Here is a 19553-nt window from a genome sequence, read left to right as displayed (position 1 = left end):
AATATTTGCTTACGGCTGATAAATCTTAGGATGATCAAGTCATTAGTCATTTATTCTAAAATTCACCTTTTAGCAACGTTAAAAACCTGTGATTCCATATGTTCTCATAAAAATCAATTGTCTCTTTTGCGGACATAAAAGGATTATTCAACGTAGAGGTTGTTTTCTGTACCATAAAGTTTTCGTATCCTAGTCCGTGGGCAAACTTAATCGTAGCATCCATACAGTACTCTGTTTGGGCGCCACAAAATTCAATGCAATTTACAGATAATTGATCTAAAATTTCTTTTAAGTTTGTTTTATAAAATGAATTTGCATGTGTTTTTCTTACAAAAAAATCTTGTTCTTGAACATCTAGATCGGTATGAATAGCCCAAAGTTCTTTCTCGGGTACTAAATCATCATCACAATGTTGAACAAAAAGGATTGGTTTATTTAATTTTCTGTATGAATAAATTCTTTTATTTACTTTTGTTAGTAAGTTCTGTAAATCAAATAAATGCTCCTCGCTATAACATACGCCATTTTGTAAATCGATAACGATTAAAATATCTGAACAAATATCCATTATTTTCACCCCTTTTTATTTCTTAATATATCAATTAATCCATTATTTAGAAATAGATGATATACTTTTATTTTTTTATGGACTATAAGAAAAGAAGAAATTCAAATGAATATAACTAAAACGCAGAAAAAGAAGATATGAAAACCTAATCTCATATCTTCTTTTTCTCTATGCATTTACAGGTTCTTCTACATAAGAAAGGGCATTTTCAAAATCGGATATTAAATCGTTAACATTTTCAAGACCGACTGATAACCGAAGTAATGAATTAGAGATTCCTCTTTCATCACGAGCTTCTTGCGACAGTGCTGCATGTGACATTTTTGCTGGATAAGAAAGAATTGACTCTACAGCTCCTAAACTAACTGCAAAAACAGGTAATTTTACTTTTGATAAAAATTGGCGGAGTGCATCTTCTGACTGCAAAGTAAACGATAAGACCGCTCCAGCTGATGTTGCTTGAGATTGTTGAATATCAAATCCGAGATGTGTTTGTAATCCCGGATAATAGACATTTTGTACTTTAGCGTGCTCTTGTAAATAATGTGCGATTTTATTGGCATTTTTAGCTGAATGCTCGAGGCGTACGTGCAATGTTTTTAGACCGCGAAGTACGAGAGAACAATCTTGAGGTCCTAAAATAGCACCGAATGCATTTTGTAAAAATCCAAGCTTTTGAGCGAGTTCTGCATCTTTTACTACTGCTAATCCGGCAGTAACATCACTATGACCAGCAATAAATTTTGTAGCACTATGAAGAACGACATCAGCTCCAAGTTCAAGTGGTTTTTGGAATAGTGGTGTCAAAAATGTATTATCAACAAAAGTAAGAGCGCCAATAGATTTTGCGAGTTTAGAAACCTCGCGAATATCTGTCACTTTTAAAAGTGGGTTAGAAGGTGTTTCTACATAAAAGAGCTTTGTATTTGGTTTCATGTTTTGTTTTATTTCTTCTAAATTGGTCATATCAACAAATGTATGTGAAACACCGTAACGGGAGAGTACCTCAGTTATCACTCGGTAAGTGCCTCCGTACACATCTTCTGAAATGAGTACGTGATCACCTTGTGAAAGAAGGAGGAATGCAGTGGAAATCGCTGCAATGCCTGATGCAAAGGCGAATCCTTTTGTTCCGCCTTCTAATAAAGCAATGATATCTTCAAGAGCTTCACGAGTTGGATTTCCTGACCTGCTATAGTCATATTTTCCGAACGTATCTACATCAAACTGGTGAAAAGTTGATGTGTTATAAATAGGAACGTTCACAGCGCCTGTTTGCGAGTCATGTTTATATTGGTTGTGTAGTAAGAGTGTATCTATAGAATAGCTCATATTCTTACACCTTCTTTTACGAGTTTAATGGCTTGCTTTAAGTCTTGAATTAAATCGTTACTATTTTCAATGCCAACTGAGAATCGAAGAAGACGATTGCATACGCCGTTTGCTGTTCTAATTTCTTCAGGAATATCAGCATGTGTTTGCGTTGCTGGATAAGTCATTAAACTTTCTACACCACCAAGACTTTCGGCAAATGTAATTAAGGATAAAGATTGTAAGAATGGATTAATCCAAGCTTCATCTTTAAGGCGGAATGAAATCATGCCGCCTCTTCCTGGATAAAATACATCTGTCACCCCGTCTTCATCATTTAAATACGCAACAACTGCTTTCGCATTTTCTTCATGTTGTCTCATGCGAAGCGCTAACGTTTTCATACCGCGAATTAATAACCATGAGTCAAATGGGCTTAAAACTGCACCTGATGCATTATGATAATGAGCGATTTCCTCGCAAAGTTCCTTTCCTTTTGCAACGACAAGCCCGCTTAGTACATCGTTATGTCCCCCTAAATATTTCGTTGCGCTATGAAGTACAATGTCAGCACCTTCTGTTAATGGTTGCTGTATATAAGGTGTGTAGAATGTGTTGTCTACAATAAGAAGTAGTCCGTGCCTTTTCGCTACAGTTGCGACAGCAGCAATATCAGTAACTTGCATTAATGGATTAGTTGGAGTTTCTATGAAAATAGCCTTCGTTTCAGTTGTGATAGCTTGCTCAATTTGTTTAATAGACTGTGTATTTACGTATCTACATCGAACATTCCACTTTTTTTCATGCTCAGAAAATAATCGATACGTTCCCCCGTATAAATCTTCAGATACAATAAGTTCGTCTCCAGAGCGGAATAGAGAAAGGACGAGGAGAATAGCCGCCATCCCTGAACTACAGGCATAACCTTTTTCGCCATATTCTAAGTCTGCGATCGCCTGTTCTAAAAGACCGCGAGTTGGATTGCCAGTTCGTGAATAGTCAAAGCCAGTAGATTTACCAATTCCTTCGTGGCGATAAGCGGTTGAGAAATAAACTGGTGGATTAACCGTTCCAGTTGTAGTTTCACTACGATTTCCGATTTGTGCTAGTTTTGTTTCGATTGTTGACATGTGAAAATTCCTCCTTTTTAAATTGAAACATTAAGTGAATATAAAATAAAAAAAGCCTTCTAAGAAGAAGGCTTTCGGTTTGAATAGAGTCTTCTTCTCATCTGTCAAATCTTTCACAATTTGCTGGAATTAGCACCTTATTAACAAAATGTTAATGGTTGCTGAGGCGTCACAGGGCCAGTCCCTCTACCTCTCTAGATAAGAATGTTCGTATGAAATTTTTATTATGTTTTTAACTTTACAATAAAAGATAATTGAATTGCAACTTTATTTTAAATAATTTTTATTTTTCCGCAAGTGTCATTGACTTTTAATTTTGTGCATGCTAAATTTATTAAAAAATTAACAAACATTGTTAAAAGGGGAACGCATTTCCTTTTAGCTACATAAATAAAATAATAAAGACAACTCTTATTGAGAGCGGTGGAGGGAAAGGCCCTGTGAAACCCGGCAACCTTCAAACGAAATGTTTGAAACGGTGCTAATACCTGCAAAACGAATGTTTTGCATAATAAGAGGAGGAACAATTATGTCCCCCTCTTCAAAGTGAAGAGGGGGTTTTTATATTGATAGAAATGAGGGAGATTCGTGAAATTACTAGATTTATTATCAAAAGGAATTGTAATAGGTGATGGTGCGGTTGGAACGTTATTGCATTCACATGGTTTGCAAAGTAGCTTTGAAGAATTGAACGTATCTGATCCAGATCTAATTATATCCATTCATAAACAATATGTAGCTGCTGGAGCAGATGTAATTCAAACGAATACGTATGGAGCAAATGAGGCGAAATTACGTATGTATGGTTTAGAAAATCAAGTTACAAAAATTAATAGAGCGGCAGTGAAATTGGCGAAAGCATCTGTGACAGATAAAAATGCAATTTTAGGAACAATTGGTGGTATGAAACATATCGGAGCTGTTACAACGACTGATATGGAAAGGGAGTTTATGTTACTTGAACAGGCGGGGGCTTTACTAGAAGAACAGGTTGATGGATTACTATTAGAAACTTTTTATGATGAATTTGAATTACTTCATGCTGTTAAAGTGTTGCGTAAGCAAACGAATATTCCGATTGTTGCGCAATTAGCGTTACATGAAGCAGGTACGACTCAAAATGGAAATGATGTCAATGAAATATTAAAGCAGTTTATAGATTACGGTGCAAATGTTGTTGGATTGAATTGTCAACTGGGGCCGCTTCATATGACGGAAGCTTTCAAAATGATATCGATTCCGCAAAATGGCTATTTATCAGCATACCCAAATGCAGGTCTCCCGAATTATGTAGAGGGACGTTACGTATATGAGGGAAGTCCAGCTTATTTTGAAGCAATGACACCGAAATTTATTGAGCAAGGTATTCGGTTATTGGGTGGCTGTTGTGGTACGACTCCAGAACATATTCAAAGTATGAAGCGCGCTGTTGCGAATATTACCCCTGTAATAGAAAAAGAAACGATTCAAAGGCCAAAAGTCGTTCATACGCATGAGAAACGTTCGAAGGCTCACGTCACTCTAGCAGAGAAAGCAAAAAAACAAACGACAGTTGTAGTGGAATTAGATCCACCGAAAACGTTAGATACACAGCGTTTTTTTGAAGGAGCAAGAGCGTTAAAAAGAGCGGGAGCAGATGCTATTACTCTAGCAGATAATTCATTAGCATCGCCTCGTGTCTCTAATATGGCGATGGGTGCGTTATTAACGAAGCATGATATCCCAGTATTGACGCATTTAACGTGTAGAGATCATAACGTCATTGGACTACAATCTCATTTGTTAGGTTTATCGGCGTTAGGGATGGAAGAAGTGTTAGCTTTAACTGGTGATCCAGCGCGCGTTGGTGATTTTCCCGGTGCCACTTCTGTATATGATTTATCCTCTATTGAGCTTATTAAAATGATTAAAGAAATGAACGATGGACGTTCAATTTTAGGGAAATCAATTGGACCGGCGACAAGGTTTTCTGTAGGCGGCGCATTTAATCCTCACGTGAGGCACTTAAAAGCAGCAGTTAAGCGAATGGAACGAAAAATAGATGCTGGAGCGGAGTATTTTTTAACTCAGCCAATTTACGATATCAAGTTAATTGAAGAAGTGTATGAAGCGACAAAGCATTTGGAACAACCTATTTTTATTGGAATTATGCCGTTAGTAAGTAAGCGGAATGCAGATTTTCTTCATTTTGAGGTGCCGGGTATTACTCTTCCTGAAGAAATAAGAGAGAGAATGGATGGACATGAAACGAAAGAGGCAGCAATTGAGGAAGGGATTCGCATTTCACAAGAATTGGTCGACGCAGCGATGAAATATTTTAATGGTATTTATCTTATTACACCATTTTTAAAGTATGAAATTACAGAACATCTTGTTAAATATGTAAGAGAAAAGCAAGAAGTGAAAGAAGGTATTAATTGATGAAGTGTATAGAAGAAAAATTGAAAAATAGCATTTTAATATTAGATGGTGCAATGGGGACAATGATTCAGCAAGAGGATTTAACTGCTGAAGATTTCGGAGGAGAAGAGTACGAGGGCTGTAATGAATATTTAGTGGAAACAAGACCAGACGTTATTTTAAAGATTCATAAAGCTTATATTGAAGCTGGAGCGGATATTATTGAAACAAATACATTTGGGGCAACGAATATTGTACTAAGTGATTATGAGCTGTCTCATTTAGATGAAGAACTAAATGAAAAGGCAGCACTTTTGGCGAAGCAAGCTGTTAAAGAAAGCGGGAATGAAGTATATGTTGCGGGAGCGATGGGACCAACAACGAAAGCAATTAGTGTTACTGGTGGTGTGACTTTTGAAGAATTGATTGAGGCTTATACAAGGCAGGCACGAGGATTATTAAAAGGAGAAGTTGATGTATTACTCGTTGAGACGAGTCAAGATATGCGTAACGTGAAAGCAGCTTATATTGGAATTCAAGCTGCTTTTGAAGAACTGAAAAAAACGGTTCCTATTATGATTTCAGGTACGATTGAGCCAATGGGAACGACTCTGGCTGGGCAAACAATTGAAGCTTTTTATTTATCAGTAGAACATATGAAACCATTATCTGTTGGGTTAAACTGTGCGACTGGTCCGGAGTTTATGAGGGACCATATTCGTTCACTATCTGATTTATCGGAGTGTTACATTTCTTGTTATCCAAATGCAGGTCTTCCTGATGAAGATGGACATTACCATGAATCTCCATCTTCTCTTGCTGAAAAGGTGAAGCGATTTGCTGAAGAAGGGTGGGTTAATATTATTGGTGGTTGTTGTGGCACGACACCAGAACATATAAAAGCAATGAAATCCGCGCTAGCATCTCTTAAGCCTCGTGACCATCATGAGAGAGAAGGACATGGAATTAGTGGATTAGAAGCACTGCAATATGATGAGTCTATGAGACCGTTATTTGTAGGTGAAAGAACGAATGTTATTGGGTCACGTAAATTTAAACGATTAGTAGCAGAAGGGAAATTTGAAGAGGCTGCTGAAGTGGCAAGAGCGCAAGTGAAGAAAAATGCTCATATTATTGATATTTGTATGGCAGATCCTGATCGCGATGAAATAGAAGATATGGAAAACTTCTTAGCAGAAGTTACGAAAGTTTTAAAAGTACCGATTATGATTGATTCAACAGATGAAAATGTGATGGAGCGAGCTCTTACTTATATTCAAGGAAAAGCTGTTATTAATTCAATTAATTTAGAAGATGGAGAAGAACGATTTAAAAAAGTGACACCGCTTCTTCAGAAGTATGGTGCTGCTATAGTTGTAGGAACAATTGATGAAGACGGTATGGCGGTTAGTGCGGAGCGAAAGATAGAAATTGCGAAAAGAAGCTATGAATTACTTACAAAGAAGTATGGGATACGCCCGTCAGATATTATTTTTGATGCACTTGTGTTTCCGGTAGGGACAGGTGATGAAGAATATATTGGTTCAGCAGCAGCGACTATAGAAGGAATTCGCCTTATTAAAGAAGCGTTACCAGAGTGTTTAACGATTTTAGGGGTAAGTAACATATCATTTGGTTTACCACCGGCTGGACGTGAGGTATTAAATTCAGTCTTTTTATATCATGCTACGAAAGCAGGGTTAGATTACGCGATTGTGAATACGGAAAAATTAGAACGCTATGCGTCGATTCCAGAGGAAGAAAAACGCCTTGCAGATGCACTACTGTTTGAAACGACGAAAGAGACGTTAGAAGAATTTACAAACTTTTACCGAGTTGCTAAAAAGAAAGATATCGTTGTGCAAGAAACGTTAACGCTTGATGAAAGACTAGCAAATTATATTGTAGAAGGTACGAAACAAGGATTACACGAGGATTTAAGTCTTGCGCTTGAAGAAGGAAGAAAACCTCTTGATATTATTAACGGTCCGCTTATGACAGGGATGGATGAGGTAGGACGACTATTTAATAATAATGAACTTATTGTTGCTGAAGTATTGCAAAGTGCTGAAAGTATGAAAGCTGCTGTAAGCTATTTAGAGCCACATATGGAATCTAGTGATAGTGCGAAAAAAGGGAAAGTATTATTAGCAACTGTAAAAGGTGACGTGCATGATATTGGGAAAAATCTCGTTGAAATTATTTTAGCAAATAACGGATATGAGATTATTAATTTAGGAATTAATGTACGTTCGGATCGAATTGTTCAAGAAGTACAAGAAAAGAAGCCGGATATTATAGGCCTTTCCGGTTTATTAGTAAAATCAGCGCAACAAATGGTAACGACTGCTGAAGATTTAAAAGCAGCAAATATTGATGTTCCCATTGTTGTAGGTGGTGCAGCGTTAACGAGAAAGTTTACAGATAATCGGATTTCACCATCATATAAAGGGCTCGTTTGTTATGCGAGTGATGCGATGACGGGGCTCGATATTATTAATAAGCTTCAAAAAGAAGAAGAGCGTGAGAAGATGAAACAGGATAAAAAAGAACGTCATCTTCATATCGTAAAAAAAGAGGAGAAGAAAGTAGAAATTCCAGCAGTAATTGAGCCATTACCGAAGGCTGAAGTTATCGTGCCTGATTCAACAAAACGAATTGTATTACGCGATATTCCGGCCCTTCATCTCGCTCCATTTTTAAATAGACAAATGCTACTTGGGCATCACCTTGGATTAAAAGGAAATGTGAAGAAGCTTTTGAAAGAGGGAGATAAGAGAGCACATGAATTAAATGATTTAATAGATGAATTATTGCAGGAAGGACAATCTTGGTTAAAGCCGAAAGCAGTGTATCAATTTTTCCCAGCGCAAAGCGACGGACAAAACATTGTAATATATGATCCAGAAGATCATACGCGTGTTATAGAGCGTTTCACATTCCCTAGACAAGGAAAGGCTCCCTATCGTACTTTAGGTGATTATTTGCGCCCAATAGGAGATGAGATGGACTATGTTGCTTTCTTATCTGTTACGGTTGGGGAAGGAGTTCGGGACATTGCTGAAGAGTGGAAGGCGAAAGGTGATTACTTACGTAGTCATGCCATTCAATCGTTAGCGCTTGAATTAGCGGAAGGACTTGCTGAAAAAACACATATGCTCATTCGTGACCGCTGGGGCATTCCGGACTCACCTGAACTGACGATGGAAGAACGTTTCCGTACGAAATATAGAGGAATACGAGTGTCATTTGGTTATCCGGCGTGTCCAGAACTTGCAGATCAAGAAAAGCTATTTCGCTTAATTCATCCAGAGGAAATAGGTATTTCATTAACAGAAGGATTCATGATGGAGCCAGAAGCGTCCGTAACGGCTATGGTATTTTCTCACCCTGAGGCAAGATATTTTAGTGTATTATAGTCTAGAAGGGGGAGACGTATGAAGAAAATAGTCTTTACAGGTGGCGGTTCGGCAGGACATGTAACACCTAATTTAGCCATTATCCCATATTTACAGGAAGACAACTGGGATATCTCTTATATTGGTTCTCATCAAGGTATTGAGAAAACGATTATAGAAAAGGAAGGCATTCCCTACTATAGTATTTCGAGTGGAAAGCTACGTCGTTATTTTGATTTGAAAAATATAAAAGATCCTTTTCTTGTAATGAAGGGTGTTATGGATGCGTATGTAAGGATTCGAAAACTAAAACCAGATGTAATTTTTTCAAAAGGCGGTTTCGTATCTGTACCAGTCGTAATTGGAGGATGGCTAAATAGAGTACCAGTTTTATTACATGAATCTGATATGACACCAGGACTAGCAAATAAAATTGCGCTTCGTTTTGCTTCGAAAATATTTGTTACATTTGAAGAAGCAGCGAAACATTTACCGAAAGAAAAAGTAATATATACGGGATCTCCTGTACGTGAAGAAGTGCTGAAGGGAAATCGTGAAAAAGGTTTAGCGTTTTTAGGTTTTTCACGTAAAAAGCCAGTTATTACGATTATGGGAGGCAGCTTGGGCGCGAAAAAAATTAATGATACGGCTCGAGAAGCATTACCAGAGCTTCTTAAAAAATATCAAATTGTTCACCTTTGCGGAAAAGGTAACCTTGATGAAAGTTTACAAAATAAAGAAGGATATAGACAATTTGAATATGTACATGGAGAACTGCCAGATATATTAGCGGTAACAGATTTTGTTATTTCACGCGCGGGCTCCAACGCAATTTTTGAATTTTTAACATTACAAAAGCCGATGGTTTTAATTCCATTATCGAAATTTGCAAGCCGTGGAGATCAAATATTAAATGCAGAGTCCTTTGAAAGGCAAGGGTATGCCTCCGTATTATATGAAGAAGATGTAACTGTAAAATCTCTTATAAAGTATGTCGAAGAATTGAATCAAAATAATGAGAAGTATAAAACAGCACTAAAAAAATATAATGGAAAAGAAGCAATTAAAACAATCATTCAAAATATTTCAGAGGCATGATGAAACAATCATGCCTCTTTTAGTAGGGTGAAAGATTCCAAGAATTGATATTTTTATGTTACAATAAAGTGAAACTTTAATCAGTTGGGTTCATCCCACATCTAACTTCTTTACTGTTACTAAATTTTGAGGAGGTAGTTTTACTGCCCTCAAATAGCGGGATAACAAATGGGTTAATAGGGAAATTCCAATTAATGAGGCGTGAAAATACGAATGGATTAGGAGTGACTGTGTTGGAGCTAAGTCTCTATGAAAATACTGCACTTATTATATGCTTTGTGTTGTACGTTGGTAGTGTTATTGTTTATATTTCAAGGAAATTTTCGCAAGAAAGAGAGCTTGAAAAGTCAGAGATAACAGCTGAACTAGAAATGTTAGCTGATGAAAGTTATAAAAAACAAAAAATAAAAGAAGACCATGAAGCATCCCATCATTTAAACGCAAATAAGTTTTAAAGATGGGGATTTTTTTTGAAATTGTTCTTTATTATAGCTATAACAAATAACGCTAAAAAGGAGTTTCCCCATACACAATGAAGGAGTGTATATAAATGAATTTTTATATCGCCTCAGGTTTCCAAAATAAACATCTTGTACATTCCGTAGCAAATGAACTGAAACATGCAGGATGGCACCATACATATGATTGGACCAAAAATGAAAGAGCAGCGAATGAAGAACAATTAAGAGAAATTGGTCAGGCAGAACGAAATGCTGTAAAAGAAGCGGATGTATTTTTACTTATATTAGATGGCGGAAACGGGAGCCATACAGAGTTTGGAATGGCGATTGCACTAGAGAAAACGATATATGTATATCATGCAGGAAACCCGCTTCAAACAACGTTCTATCACTTGCCAGAAATAAATATTTTTGAAGGAGATGTAGCTGAGTTTGCATCTTTTGTTATGAATCATGTGAAATAATAGTAACTACCTAAAAGGTTATAAAAGTGATCTTTTGGGTACAGTGATGATAAGAAACGTATATAAAGGAGTACATAATATGAAATTAGAAAATGGATGGGAAACGAGCTTTTTAGAAGTCGTACAAAATAGTGAATTTAAGAAAGAGGCACTTCTTAGTCAATTGCTTTGTCAGGATAGTGAAGAAGTAGAAGAGCTTGTGGATGATTACGGCTACGAAGAACTTGTTGAACGTGAACATGATGATGAGTTAGCTGAAATCTTAGGAGAAGAACTTTTTAGTGAGATAGAACGCCAAGTATTCTTATCTTCAAACCCAGAAGAAAAACTTATTTCATTCGTCAATGGATTAGGTTTTCATGTGCTAGATTGGATCGTTCTTCTTGAAACAGAATTTGGCATTGATAGTGCAAACTTTACATCAGATGCTGTGAAGGTGTTAGAAAAGCGTTTCAGACAGTTTCCATACATAGAGGACAAGACAATTTTTGATATGACATTTGGAGAATCGATGGATGTATTAGAATCTGTTACAGGATTACAACTAAAGGAAAAGATGAACGTATAATGAAAAAAGAACGTGATTGGATCACGTTCTTTTTTTACATAATAATAATTTTATCATCTAGTTTTGTCTGCCCGGTAAGAAGTGCGTTTAAATATTCCACTTTTCTTATACAAGCTTGTATATGTCTTTCAATCTCTTGTAACTCTGCTTGGTGATGCGTTTCAATTGGATGAATTTGTACGTTGAATTTTTCAAATTGACTACTATATGTTATTTCTGCATAGCCGCTCATAATATCGGTTTCGTTATGAAATAAAAATTGCTTCGTTTTGTCACAGAATGATACATCCTGAAAGCCATATACTTTTAATGCTTCAATTACTTTTTTAATCATTTTTGTATTCATTTTTTAACCCTCTTTACGAAGTTCTACTTATATATTATAACATAAAAAATTACATAGAAAGCGCTTCCAAGTGTATTTTATTATAAACTTTACGTTTCAATCACAAAAATGAAACAAAGAAAAAATAATTGTAAAGAAGGAAGGACTCTTTTATTGTTTCGTCATATATATAGAGAAATAGTGCAATGAAAGGAAATTTTCCGAGGTGGAGATCGTATTTCCAATTTGAGCGCAGTAAAAGAGGTGAGAATTTTGAACTTTGATATTGTAGGACAAAAAGCATATATAAAAGATGGACCGCATCGGAACCGAATTGGAATTGTAAAGAAAAACGAGACAAAATTAGCATCGCAGTTTGCTATTGTAATTGGAGAACAAATCATTGATGTAGAGCTAAAGGATATCGTGTTAGTTGGAGTAGACGTAGGACAATTTCATAAATGGTGCGAACAAAATGGTTATTTGTGAAAAGGACGGGCTGTGAGATAATGAAATATATTTGAGGAAAGAGGATATGTTATCATATTCTCTTTTTCTATGTTTCAGGAGGCGAAAATGAAATATAAAGAACAGGAGTTTACGTTGGAGTTAAAAGAGAACATTCAATGTATGGAGAAGGAAATAGAGCGAATATCACTTAAACTGCATAAAGAGTATGCGCATTTATACATAGAAAAACACATGCAATTAGATATGGGATTTGCAAGAGAAAAAGAGAATCCCTTTGAGGTGGGTTATTATTCATCAGTTGCCATAGCTATATTAGATGAAGAAAAAGAGATGATTGAATTTCACTATATTCCAATTTGGAAATGCGAAAGAATCTTTTTAGGAATGTCAATTCAATCAAACATTTTTGGGAGTAAGAAAGTAGGGGAACTTGTTGATGAATCTTGTTATGAGATTGAGGAGGAGTTAAAAGAGCAACTAGAAGAATACTTGGAGTAAGAATTCTCAAGATAAAATCTATAAAGAGGGAACGGAATAAAAAAGACGCTAACAATTGTATGTTAGCGTCTTTTTTTCATTATGAAGCAATTTCACCAGTTTTTGTATCATCTTGATTGTACGTATCTTGATCTAATTCACCAAGCCATTTACTTGAAATAAGACCTGCTGTCATAGAACCACTTACGTTAAGAGCTGTACGCCCCATATCGATTAATGGCTCAACCGAGATAACTAGAGCAACAATACCGATTGGTAAGTTCATTGTAGATAGTACGATTAAAGCTGCGAATGTTGCGCCGCCACCAACTCCGGCAACACCGAATGAGCTAATAGCGATAACAGCGATTAAAGTTAAAATAAATTGTGGTTGTAATGGATCAATTCCTACAGTTGGAGCGACCATCATTGCAAGCATTGCTGGATAAATACCTGCGCAACCGTTTTGTCCGATAGATACCCCAAATGAAGCTGCGAAGTTTGCAATTCCTTCGGAAATACCAAGCTTTTCTTTTTGAGCTTCAATATTTAATGGCATCGCACCAGCACTAGAGCGAGATGTGAATGCAAAAGTTAGTACAGGGAACACTTTTTTCAAATATTGAATTGGATTTAAACCAGACAATGCAATTAATAATAAGTGAATGATAAACATTACGATAAGTGCTACGTAAGAGGCTAACACGAAGTTACCAAGTTTTAAAATAGCATTTATATCGCTACCAGCAACTGTTTTTGCCATAAGAGCTAATACGCCGTATGGAGTAAGGCGTAAAATTAATGTTACCATACGCATTACGATTGCATATACAGCATCAAGCATTTTCTTAAATAGTTCTGCTTGTTCTGGATATTTTCGTTTTACACCTATAAAGGCAATGCCGATAAAGGCTGCAAATATTACGACAGAAATTGTTGATGTTGGACGAGCGCCTGTTAAATCAAGAAACGGATTTGTAGGCAATAGCTCTAATAATTTATCTGGAATTGTTGTCTTTTCAATAGAAGTAAATCTTTCTTCAACTAGTTTCAGACGAGCAGATTCTGCATCACCTTGTTGCAAGCCTGCTGCAGATACATCAAATCCTGCACTTGCAGCGATACCGACAGCTGCAGCGATTCCTGTAGTAAGAATTAAAATTCCGATAATAAGACCACTGATTTTACCAAGGTTTTTCGTTAACTGTAATTTTGTAAAGGCTGAAATAATAGATACTAAAATAAGTGGCATAACGATCATTTGAAGTAATTTCACATAACCGTTACCGATTAAGCCAAACCAAGTATTTGATTCAATAATTATTTTAGAAGTTGGTTCATAAATAAATTGTAATATAAGACCGAATATAATTCCGACTCCTAAAGCAGTAAATACACGTTTATTAAAAGATACATGCTTACGTTGCATATAATATAATACGCCAACTAAAATGAGCATGACTGCAACGTTAATTCCGACAAGCAGTGTATTCATGTTGATTCCCCCTAATTCCAATCTGTTATATAGAATATAAGGTAATAAAACCTATAAGTCAACTAGGAAATTCCGGAATTAAAAAAAGATGGCAAAATGCCATCTTTTAATGTCCAGCCCCAGGGACAAGTAAAAACGTCGTGTAGTATGTAAATCCTATGAAGAAAACAGTTAAATATGCCCCAAATACGTATATATACATACGCTCTGTTAATTTTAAATAGCTTAAAAGTACGAAGAAACCTGTTTGTCCTAAAAATAGTAGTGCGGTCTGTTGCATATCCCCTACGTAAAACATAACCGAGAAAATTCCAGTCCAAAAGCCGAGAACGCGAAACATGCGCTCCATGCCATCTCCCTCCTTTTCTAAAAAAAGTAAACCTCACCTCATTATAGTTTATTTTTCTTACTATTGTAAATATTCATTCATATAAAAAGAAGCCAATTATTATTGGCTTCTTTTTATATGAGAAATTAAATTGTTAATTTATAATTACAAGATTTACATCCATCTAATAGACTATCATTTCGAGTTAATTCCATGTTAGGGAATAGGATTTCAAAAATTCCTTTCATCATATCTCCGTGCATGTTACAAATTTCAGTTGGATGATGAACAGCAACTTCTTTAAATGGACAATTGTGTACATCATAGAAAATTTTTGTTCCATCTGCACTTAATTCAAATGCAGGTGATAAGCCAGCTGTTGAGAAAGCTTCTTTTGCAATTTGAACTTTTTGTTCCACTGTTAAAGCATCTTCACTCACATTTAAACGTTGCATATGTTGTTGCATTAATTCAGCTCCGAATTGTTTTCCTGTTTCGTATAGCGCTTTCTCACCAGCAGCGCCAAGGCTAAGTAAAGAATTAAATGCGATTCTTGCTAACAATTGATAATCACGGAATGGAAATTGTAATTGGATAACATCTTCAGATAAGACATACAATCTGCTCGGTCGTCCGCCTTTTCCAGTTTTCTTCGTTTCCGATTTTAGCATATGAACATCTTCTAATTTAGATAAATGTAAACGCGCTACGTTTGGATGAATGTCAAACTCATCTGCAATTTCTTGTACCGTTACGTAACTATGTTTTTGCGAAATATATTTATAAATGTAATAACGAGTTGGGTCAGATAATACACCTGTAATTTTTAAAGCTTGTTCCATGAGGATCTCCACCTTTATCACTTTATCCAAGATAATAACATTATAATACAGATAAACATGAGTATAGGTAATTTCAGACAATAATTCGGAAATTGTTCATAATTTCACAAACATATTTTTCCTTTTTCCTCTATTGAAAATACAAAAGTCCAAATTTTTATTGCGAATGTTTTCATGCTATATACATAGTGAGGAGGGAAAAGTGATGAATGGGATTGAAATTTTCGCGAATACAATTTTAAAAGAAGCGTGTAGGGTACAAGCGTCAGATTTACATATTGTGCCCCGGCAGAAGGATGTAGCGGTGCAACTACGTATAGGAAAAGATTTAATGACGAGCCAGTGTATTGAAAAGGAGTTTGGAGAAAAACTTGTCTCACATTTCAAATTTTTAGCATCTATGGACATAGGAGAGAAACGGAAGCCACAGAATGGTTCGCTGTATTTGCAAATTGATGGACAAGAAGTGTATTTACGCCTTTCAACACTTCCAACAGTATATCAAGAAAGTCTCGTTATTCGCCTTCATTTACAAGCATCTGTTCAGCCCTTATCACATCTTTCGTTATTTCCAAGTACGGCAGCAAAACTACTCTCGTTTTTACGCTATTCACAGGGGCTACTCGTGTTTACTGGACCGACTGGATCTGGGAAGACGACGACAATGTATGCATTATTAGAAGTAATTAGAAAAAAGAAAACACGTCGCATCATTACACTTGAAGATCCGGTTGAAAAAAGAAGTGACGATGTATTACAAATTCAAATAAATGAAAAAGCGGGTCTCACATATGAAACAGGATTAAAGGCTATTTTACGTCATGATCCAGATATTATTTTAGTCGGTGAAATCCGGGATGAGGAAACAGCAAAAATAGCTATAAGAGCAAGTTTGACAGGACATTTAGTAATGACAACGCTGCATACGAATGATGCGAAAGGAGCAATCATTCGTTTCATGGATTATGGTATAACGAGGCAAGAGATTGAACAGTCTTTATTGGCTGTAGCTGCACAGCGACTTGTCGAATTGAAGTGTCCGTTTTGCAGAGGAAAGTGCTCAACTTTATGTAAATCAATGAGGCAAGTAAGGCAAGCAAGCATTTATGAGCTGCTATATGGATATGAGTTAAAACAAGCACTTAAAGAAGCAGATGGAGAATGTGTTACTTACAAACATGAGACTTTAGAATCATCAATACGAAAAGGATATGCTTTAGGTTTTTTAGAAGAAGATGTTTATGTTTAAGAAAACTTGGAGTTTAAGTGATCAAGTAGTATTGTTGAAACGTTTAGGAGAATTATTAGAAAAAGGCTACTCTCTTTTACAAGCATTAGAATTTTTACAGTTTCAATTACCTGTAGAAAAGAAAGTACAATTGCAGCGCATGATTGAGGGATTAAAAGATGGGAAAAGTCTACACGATTCTTTTCATCAGTTAAAGTTTCATCAGGACATGTTAAGTTATCTATTTTATGCCGAGCAACATGGTGATATTTCTTTTGCTTTGCAACAAGGAAGTGTACTTCTTTATAAGAAAGATAAGTATAGGAGAGACATGATGAAAATAATGCAGTATCCTATGTTCTTGATGTTTTTTCTACTAATCATGCTTTTTATTTTTAACCTCATTTTATTACCTCAGGTTGAAATGGTTTATAGTTCGTTCGGTTCTAATACACCACTACTTACAGAACACATTTTAAGTGCAATAAAACTGCTACCATACATTATTTTAACCGCTATTTTAACTGTTATTATTGGATGTAGTTTATACATGTTGTATTTTAGGAAACTTCCACATATTAGACAGGTAAAAATCATGCTTCGTATTCCTCTCATCAAAACATTTCTTATTTTAAAGCATTCACATTATTTTGCTACTCAGTTGAGTGGTTTATTAAATGGTGGACTATCAGTATGCGAAGCTTTAACAATAATGATGGAGCAAAGATATCATCCGTTCTTTCAATATGAAGCGAATCGGATTGAAAGACAATTAATTGGAGGAGAACAGTTACAATCTATCATTGCTAAAAGTGGGTATTACGAGAAAGAACTTTCTTATGTTATTACGCATGGACAAGCAAATGGCAATTTAGGGATTGAATTAGGTGACTATAGCGATCTTATTATGGAAAAGATGGAACGAAAAATTAAACATATGTTAGTTATCATTCAGCCTATTTTATTTACATGTATTGGAGGAATCGTTGTCCTTATGTATTTAGCGATGATTATGCCGATGTTTCAAATGATGAATTCTATTTAGGGGGCATTTGTATGCAGAATGAGGAAGGATTTACTCTGTTAGAGATGCTATTAGTAATGGTTGTCATAACTATATTATTACTATTAATTATTCCAAATGTAGTTACACAGCGTTCATCGGTCCAAGGAAAAGGGTGTGCAGCTTACGTGAAATCTATAGAAGCACAAATACAAGTATATCAATTACAACATAATAAAATTCCATCGTTAAAAGAACTGGCAGATGAAAAGTATATTACAACTGATAAGTGTCCGAATGGCGAATCTATTCATATATCAGATGATGGCACAGTATCAATTAGGGCATTGTGAAACAACAAGGGTTTACTTTTTTAGAAATGTTACTCGTTTTATTTGTTATTTCTGTATTAAGTATAGTTACGTATTTTAGTGTTCATTCCTTATACGAGCGACAAAAAGTTGAACAATTTTTGAGACAGTTTTCAAATGATATTTTGTATATGCAGCAATTAGCGATAAACCATCAAAAGCACTACACATTACGTTGGCATAAAGATAGAAATATGTATGCTATAAAAGAGTCAGGTACAAAGTATTATATCGTCAAGCGAGAGTATGAAGAAGATATACAAATTGATTTGCATACGTTTCCAAATCCGATGACATATAACCCAAGTGGAAATATTAATAGAGGTGGTACGATTATAATTTCGTATAGAAATTATAAATATGAAATTGTATTTCAGCTTGGAAGAGGGAGATTTACGTATCGTGAAATGTCAAAAAGGATCCATAATGGCTGAAATGATTGTATCGTTAAGTGTTTTAATGATGGCTGTATCGTTACTACTACCGCAAACAGTATTAGTTATGCAAGAAAGAAAAAATATACAAATTCGTTATAAGGCAACTGGATTATTAAAAAAAGAAGCAGCTATATATATGTATGGAAATGAAGAAAAGCGAATAATAGAAAAGAATATAAATGGAATTGTGTATTACACATATTGGGGAGGCAATGAAGTTTGTACCATGTGGAAAGATGTGAAAGACAGAATGATGGAACAATGCTTTTATGTAGGAGAAAAAATAAATTAGAATTTGGTTTTTCATTAATAGAAATGATTGTATGTCTGTTTCTATTATCAATATTTTTTTTGCTCTTTCCCCGCCTACATTTCATTGAAATGGAAAATAAACAGTCGAAAGGGTTAAATGATTGGGAGTGGGATGTGTATTTAGGGCAAATGCAATTGGAGTTTCGTGAAGTATCATCTGGAGAACAGCTAGCATTTGAAAATGGAGAAAGTATTTTACAATTCCGATCGCGTAATGGGAGTGAAGTATCGTATGAAAAAGAGAATAGTCGTCTTATAAGAAAGGTAAATAGGCGCGGGAGGGAAGTTGTTTTACAAAATATTGGAACGGTTTCTTACAAACTAACACCTCATGTACTCATTATAAATGTGAAAGATACTAGTGGGAAAATATATGAAGGTGTAGTTATGCGATATAGCGAAATAGGAATAAACGTATGAGAAAGCAAAAGGGATTTACAATGCCTGGAACGATTATCTTTCTTATTTTATTAACTTCTTTTTTTATATACGAAACAAATATGTTGTTTACAGATAAAAATTTTTATATAGGAATAGAACAAAAATTTTTATTGGATGAATTACTTAACCGATCTATTACAGATATAAAAAAAGACTTACAGCAAAAAGAAAAAGAAGGTACATTTTTCTTTCAGTATGAAAAGGGAGAAGCGAGTGGAAATTATGTCTTTGAAAATGATTTAATTCTCGTTGCTTTGCAGTGTACACTCAAACAGGAAGCTTTCTATACGATGAGTTTTCGGTATAGAAAAAAGGATGGGAAAATAGTCGATTGGATAGAAGGATAATATGTAAAATATATATATAGATAAACCAGGATTTCCTATTGTAAATTGAATTGATTTTTTAGAAGAAATGGATAAATA

The 19553-nt window shown here is 35.3% G+C and carries 22 protein-coding genes and 2 riboswitches; of the genes, 15 read left to right on the top strand and 7 right to left on the bottom strand.

Features of this window, described 5'->3' with window-relative positions:
• Positions 1-55 precede the first annotated feature (55 nt).
• The 3 genes from ACQGSG_RS18260 to metI form a co-directional block, all read right to left on the bottom strand.
• A complete protein-coding gene (locus ACQGSG_RS18260) occupies positions 56-568 on the bottom strand; it encodes a cysteine hydrolase family protein (RefSeq protein ID WP_325842507.1) in 513 nt (170 codons plus the stop codon).
• A gap of 168 nt (positions 569-736) precedes the next feature.
• Positions 737-1900 (bottom strand): cystathionine beta-lyase, encoded by a 1164-nt coding sequence (gene metC / locus ACQGSG_RS18255; protein WP_000122301.1) that lies wholly within the window; start codon positions 1898-1900, stop codon positions 737-739.
• Positions 1897-3009, bottom strand: a complete 1113-nt coding sequence (metI, locus tag ACQGSG_RS18250) for a cystathionine gamma-synthase/O-acetylhomoserine thiolyase (protein ID WP_325842506.1) — start codon at positions 3007-3009, stop codon at positions 1897-1899. Before metI ends, metC begins: the two co-directional genes overlap by 4 nt.
• Before the next feature lie 94 nt (positions 3010-3103).
• A riboswitch (SAM riboswitch) is annotated at positions 3104-3214 on the bottom strand.
• Positions 3215-3417: 203 nt separating this feature from the next.
• Positions 3418-3527: riboswitch (SAM riboswitch) on the top strand.
• A gap of 70 nt (positions 3528-3597) precedes the next feature.
• On the opposite strand from metI, the gene ACQGSG_RS18245 reads away from it, so the two are divergent.
• The 6 genes from ACQGSG_RS18245 to ACQGSG_RS18220 all read left to right on the top strand — a co-directional run bounded on the left by ACQGSG_RS18245 (position 3598) and on the right by ACQGSG_RS18220 (position 11398).
• Complete coding sequence (locus ACQGSG_RS18245; protein ID WP_000770360.1) at positions 3598-5430, top strand: bifunctional homocysteine S-methyltransferase/methylenetetrahydrofolate reductase; 1833 nt, start codon at positions 3598-3600, stop codon at positions 5428-5430.
• Positions 5430-8828, top strand: a complete 3399-nt coding sequence (gene metH, locus ACQGSG_RS18240; RefSeq protein ID WP_044584861.1) for a methionine synthase — start codon at positions 5430-5432, stop codon at positions 8826-8828. Before ACQGSG_RS18245 ends, metH begins: the two co-directional genes overlap by 1 nt.
• Positions 8829-8846: 18 nt before the next feature.
• Positions 8847-9905 (top strand): undecaprenyldiphospho-muramoylpentapeptide beta-N-acetylglucosaminyltransferase, encoded by a 1059-nt coding sequence (gene murG, locus ACQGSG_RS18235; RefSeq protein WP_000724777.1) that lies wholly within the window; start codon positions 8847-8849, stop codon positions 9903-9905.
• 194 nt (positions 9906-10099) lie between these two features.
• Entirely contained in the window at positions 10100-10360 is a 261-nt protein-coding gene (locus tag ACQGSG_RS18230; protein ID WP_001250699.1) for a DUF3966 domain-containing protein, read from the top strand.
• A gap of 95 nt (positions 10361-10455) precedes the next feature.
• Positions 10456-10830: a nucleoside 2-deoxyribosyltransferase gene (locus ACQGSG_RS18225; protein ID WP_001012333.1), complete on the top strand. Its 375-nt coding sequence runs from the start codon at positions 10456-10458 to the stop codon at positions 10828-10830.
• 79 nt (positions 10831-10909) lie between these two features.
• A complete protein-coding gene (locus ACQGSG_RS18220) occupies positions 10910-11398 on the top strand; it encodes a hypothetical protein (RefSeq protein ID WP_000764261.1) in 489 nt (162 codons plus the stop codon).
• 34 nt (positions 11399-11432) lie between these two features.
• Here ACQGSG_RS18220 and ACQGSG_RS18215 read toward each other — a convergent pair whose 3' ends face one another.
• On the bottom strand, positions 11433-11744 hold the full coding sequence (locus tag ACQGSG_RS18215) for a hypothetical protein (RefSeq protein ID WP_001093237.1): 312 nt from the start codon (positions 11742-11744) through the stop codon (positions 11433-11435).
• Positions 11745-11996: 252 nt separating this feature from the next.
• On the opposite strand from ACQGSG_RS18215, the gene ACQGSG_RS18210 reads away from it, so the two are divergent.
• Positions 11997-12212, top strand: a complete 216-nt coding sequence (locus ACQGSG_RS18210; protein ID WP_001008326.1) for a DUF3912 family protein — start codon at positions 11997-11999, stop codon at positions 12210-12212.
• A gap of 87 nt (positions 12213-12299) precedes the next feature.
• A complete protein-coding gene (locus ACQGSG_RS18205) occupies positions 12300-12692 on the top strand; it encodes a hypothetical protein (protein ID WP_325842505.1) in 393 nt (130 codons plus the stop codon).
• Between the two features lie 79 nt (positions 12693-12771).
• Here ACQGSG_RS18205 and ACQGSG_RS18200 read toward each other — a convergent pair whose 3' ends face one another.
• From ACQGSG_RS18200 to ACQGSG_RS18190, 3 genes are all read right to left on the bottom strand, one after another.
• Positions 12772-14166 carry an L-cystine transporter gene (locus ACQGSG_RS18200; protein ID WP_001094330.1) on the bottom strand — a complete coding sequence of 465 codons (1395 nt, stop codon included), beginning with the start codon at positions 14164-14166 and terminating at the stop codon, positions 12772-12774.
• 106 nt (positions 14167-14272) lie between these two features.
• A complete protein-coding gene (locus ACQGSG_RS18195) occupies positions 14273-14515 on the bottom strand; it encodes a DUF2626 domain-containing protein (protein ID WP_000440721.1) in 243 nt (80 codons plus the stop codon).
• Between the two features lie 125 nt (positions 14516-14640).
• Entirely contained in the window at positions 14641-15336 is a 696-nt protein-coding gene (locus tag ACQGSG_RS18190; protein WP_000434125.1) for a helix-turn-helix transcriptional regulator, read from the bottom strand.
• 205 nt (positions 15337-15541) lie between these two features.
• On the opposite strand from ACQGSG_RS18190, the gene comGA reads away from it, so the two are divergent.
• The 7 genes from comGA to comGG are packed head-to-tail and all read left to right on the top strand — an operon-like array spanning position 15542 to position 19475.
• Positions 15542-16585 carry a competence type IV pilus ATPase ComGA gene (comGA, locus tag ACQGSG_RS18185; RefSeq protein ID WP_001013186.1) on the top strand — a complete coding sequence of 348 codons (1044 nt, stop codon included), beginning with the start codon at positions 15542-15544 and terminating at the stop codon, positions 16583-16585.
• Complete coding sequence (gene comGB, locus ACQGSG_RS18180; RefSeq protein ID WP_000475192.1) at positions 16578-17609, top strand: competence type IV pilus assembly protein ComGB; 1032 nt, start codon at positions 16578-16580, stop codon at positions 17607-17609. The genes comGA and comGB overlap by 8 nt, the downstream gene beginning before the upstream one ends.
• 11 nt (positions 17610-17620) lie before the next feature.
• Complete coding sequence (comGC, locus tag ACQGSG_RS18175) at positions 17621-17920, top strand: competence type IV pilus major pilin ComGC (protein WP_001178686.1); 300 nt, start codon at positions 17621-17623, stop codon at positions 17918-17920.
• Positions 17917-18372: a competence type IV pilus minor pilin ComGD gene (comGD, locus tag ACQGSG_RS18170; protein WP_000813142.1), complete on the top strand. Its 456-nt coding sequence runs from the start codon at positions 17917-17919 to the stop codon at positions 18370-18372. The genes comGC and comGD overlap by 4 nt, the downstream gene beginning before the upstream one ends.
• A complete protein-coding gene (locus ACQGSG_RS18165; RefSeq protein WP_000829473.1) occupies positions 18365-18667 on the top strand; it encodes a hypothetical protein in 303 nt (100 codons plus the stop codon). The genes comGD and ACQGSG_RS18165 overlap by 8 nt, the downstream gene beginning before the upstream one ends.
• Entirely contained in the window at positions 18637-19107 is a 471-nt protein-coding gene (gene comGF / locus ACQGSG_RS18160) for a competence type IV pilus minor pilin ComGF (RefSeq protein ID WP_000923099.1), read from the top strand. The genes ACQGSG_RS18165 and comGF overlap by 31 nt, the downstream gene beginning before the upstream one ends.
• The gene (gene comGG, locus ACQGSG_RS18155) at positions 19104-19475 is read left to right on the top strand and encodes a competence type IV pilus minor pilin ComGG (RefSeq protein WP_098605437.1); all 372 of its coding nucleotides are present in this window, start codon (positions 19104-19106) and stop codon (positions 19473-19475) included. Before comGF ends, comGG begins: the two co-directional genes overlap by 4 nt.
• Positions 19476-19553: the final 78 nt, after the last annotated feature.

It is taken from the genome of Bacillus sp. GMa5/1 (assembly GCF_050172015.1).
Classification (GTDB): Bacteria; Bacillota; Bacilli; order Bacillales; family Bacillaceae_G; genus Bacillus_A; species Bacillus_A cereus.
Note: the sequence above shows the minus strand (reverse complement) of the source record. Positions and strands in the feature narration are given on the sequence as shown.

Bases quoted from the DNA above. Each gene is read 5' to 3' on its own strand.
- ACQGSG_RS18190 (WP_000434125.1), bottom strand. From the start codon at position 15,336: ATGGAACAAGCTTTAAAAATTACAGGTGTATTATCTGACCCAACTCGT.
- comGA (WP_001013186.1), top strand. From the start codon at position 15,542: ATGAATGGGATTGAAATTTTCGCGAATACAATTTTAAAAGAAGCGTGT.
- ACQGSG_RS18225 (WP_001012333.1), top strand. From the start codon at position 10,456: ATGAATTTTTATATCGCCTCAGGTTTCCAAAATAAACATCTTGTACAT.
- ACQGSG_RS18260 (WP_325842507.1), bottom strand. From the start codon at position 568: ATGGATATTTGTTCAGATATTTTAATCGTTATCGATTTACAAAATGGC.
- comGB (WP_000475192.1), top strand. From the start codon at position 16,578: ATGTTTAAGAAAACTTGGAGTTTAAGTGATCAAGTAGTATTGTTGAAA.
- ACQGSG_RS18195 (WP_000440721.1), bottom strand. From the start codon at position 14,515: ATGGAGCGCATGTTTCGCGTTCTCGGCTTTTGGACTGGAATTTTCTCG.
- metC (WP_000122301.1), bottom strand. From the start codon at position 1,900: ATGAGCTATTCTATAGATACACTCTTACTACACAACCAATATAAACAT.
- ACQGSG_RS18215 (WP_001093237.1), bottom strand. From the start codon at position 11,744: ATGAATACAAAAATGATTAAAAAAGTAATTGAAGCATTAAAAGTATAT.
- ACQGSG_RS18230 (WP_001250699.1), top strand. From the start codon at position 10,100: ATGAGGCGTGAAAATACGAATGGATTAGGAGTGACTGTGTTGGAGCTA.
- comGF (WP_000923099.1), top strand. From the start codon at position 18,637: ATGCTTTTATGTAGGAGAAAAAATAAATTAGAATTTGGTTTTTCATTA.
- comGC (WP_001178686.1), top strand. From the start codon at position 17,621: ATGCAGAATGAGGAAGGATTTACTCTGTTAGAGATGCTATTAGTAATG.
- murG (WP_000724777.1), top strand. From the start codon at position 8,847: ATGAAGAAAATAGTCTTTACAGGTGGCGGTTCGGCAGGACATGTAACA.
- metH (WP_044584861.1), top strand. From the start codon at position 5,430: ATGAAGTGTATAGAAGAAAAATTGAAAAATAGCATTTTAATATTAGAT.
- comGG (WP_098605437.1), top strand. From the start codon at position 19,104: ATGAGAAAGCAAAAGGGATTTACAATGCCTGGAACGATTATCTTTCTT.
- ACQGSG_RS18165 (WP_000829473.1), top strand. From the start codon at position 18,365: ATGGCTGAAATGATTGTATCGTTAAGTGTTTTAATGATGGCTGTATCG.
- ACQGSG_RS18220 (WP_000764261.1), top strand. From the start codon at position 10,910: ATGAAATTAGAAAATGGATGGGAAACGAGCTTTTTAGAAGTCGTACAA.
- ACQGSG_RS18205 (WP_325842505.1), top strand. From the start codon at position 12,300: ATGAAATATAAAGAACAGGAGTTTACGTTGGAGTTAAAAGAGAACATT.
- metI (WP_325842506.1), bottom strand. From the start codon at position 3,009: ATGTCAACAATCGAAACAAAACTAGCACAAATCGGAAATCGTAGTGAA.
- ACQGSG_RS18200 (WP_001094330.1), bottom strand. From the start codon at position 14,166: ATGAATACACTGCTTGTCGGAATTAACGTTGCAGTCATGCTCATTTTA.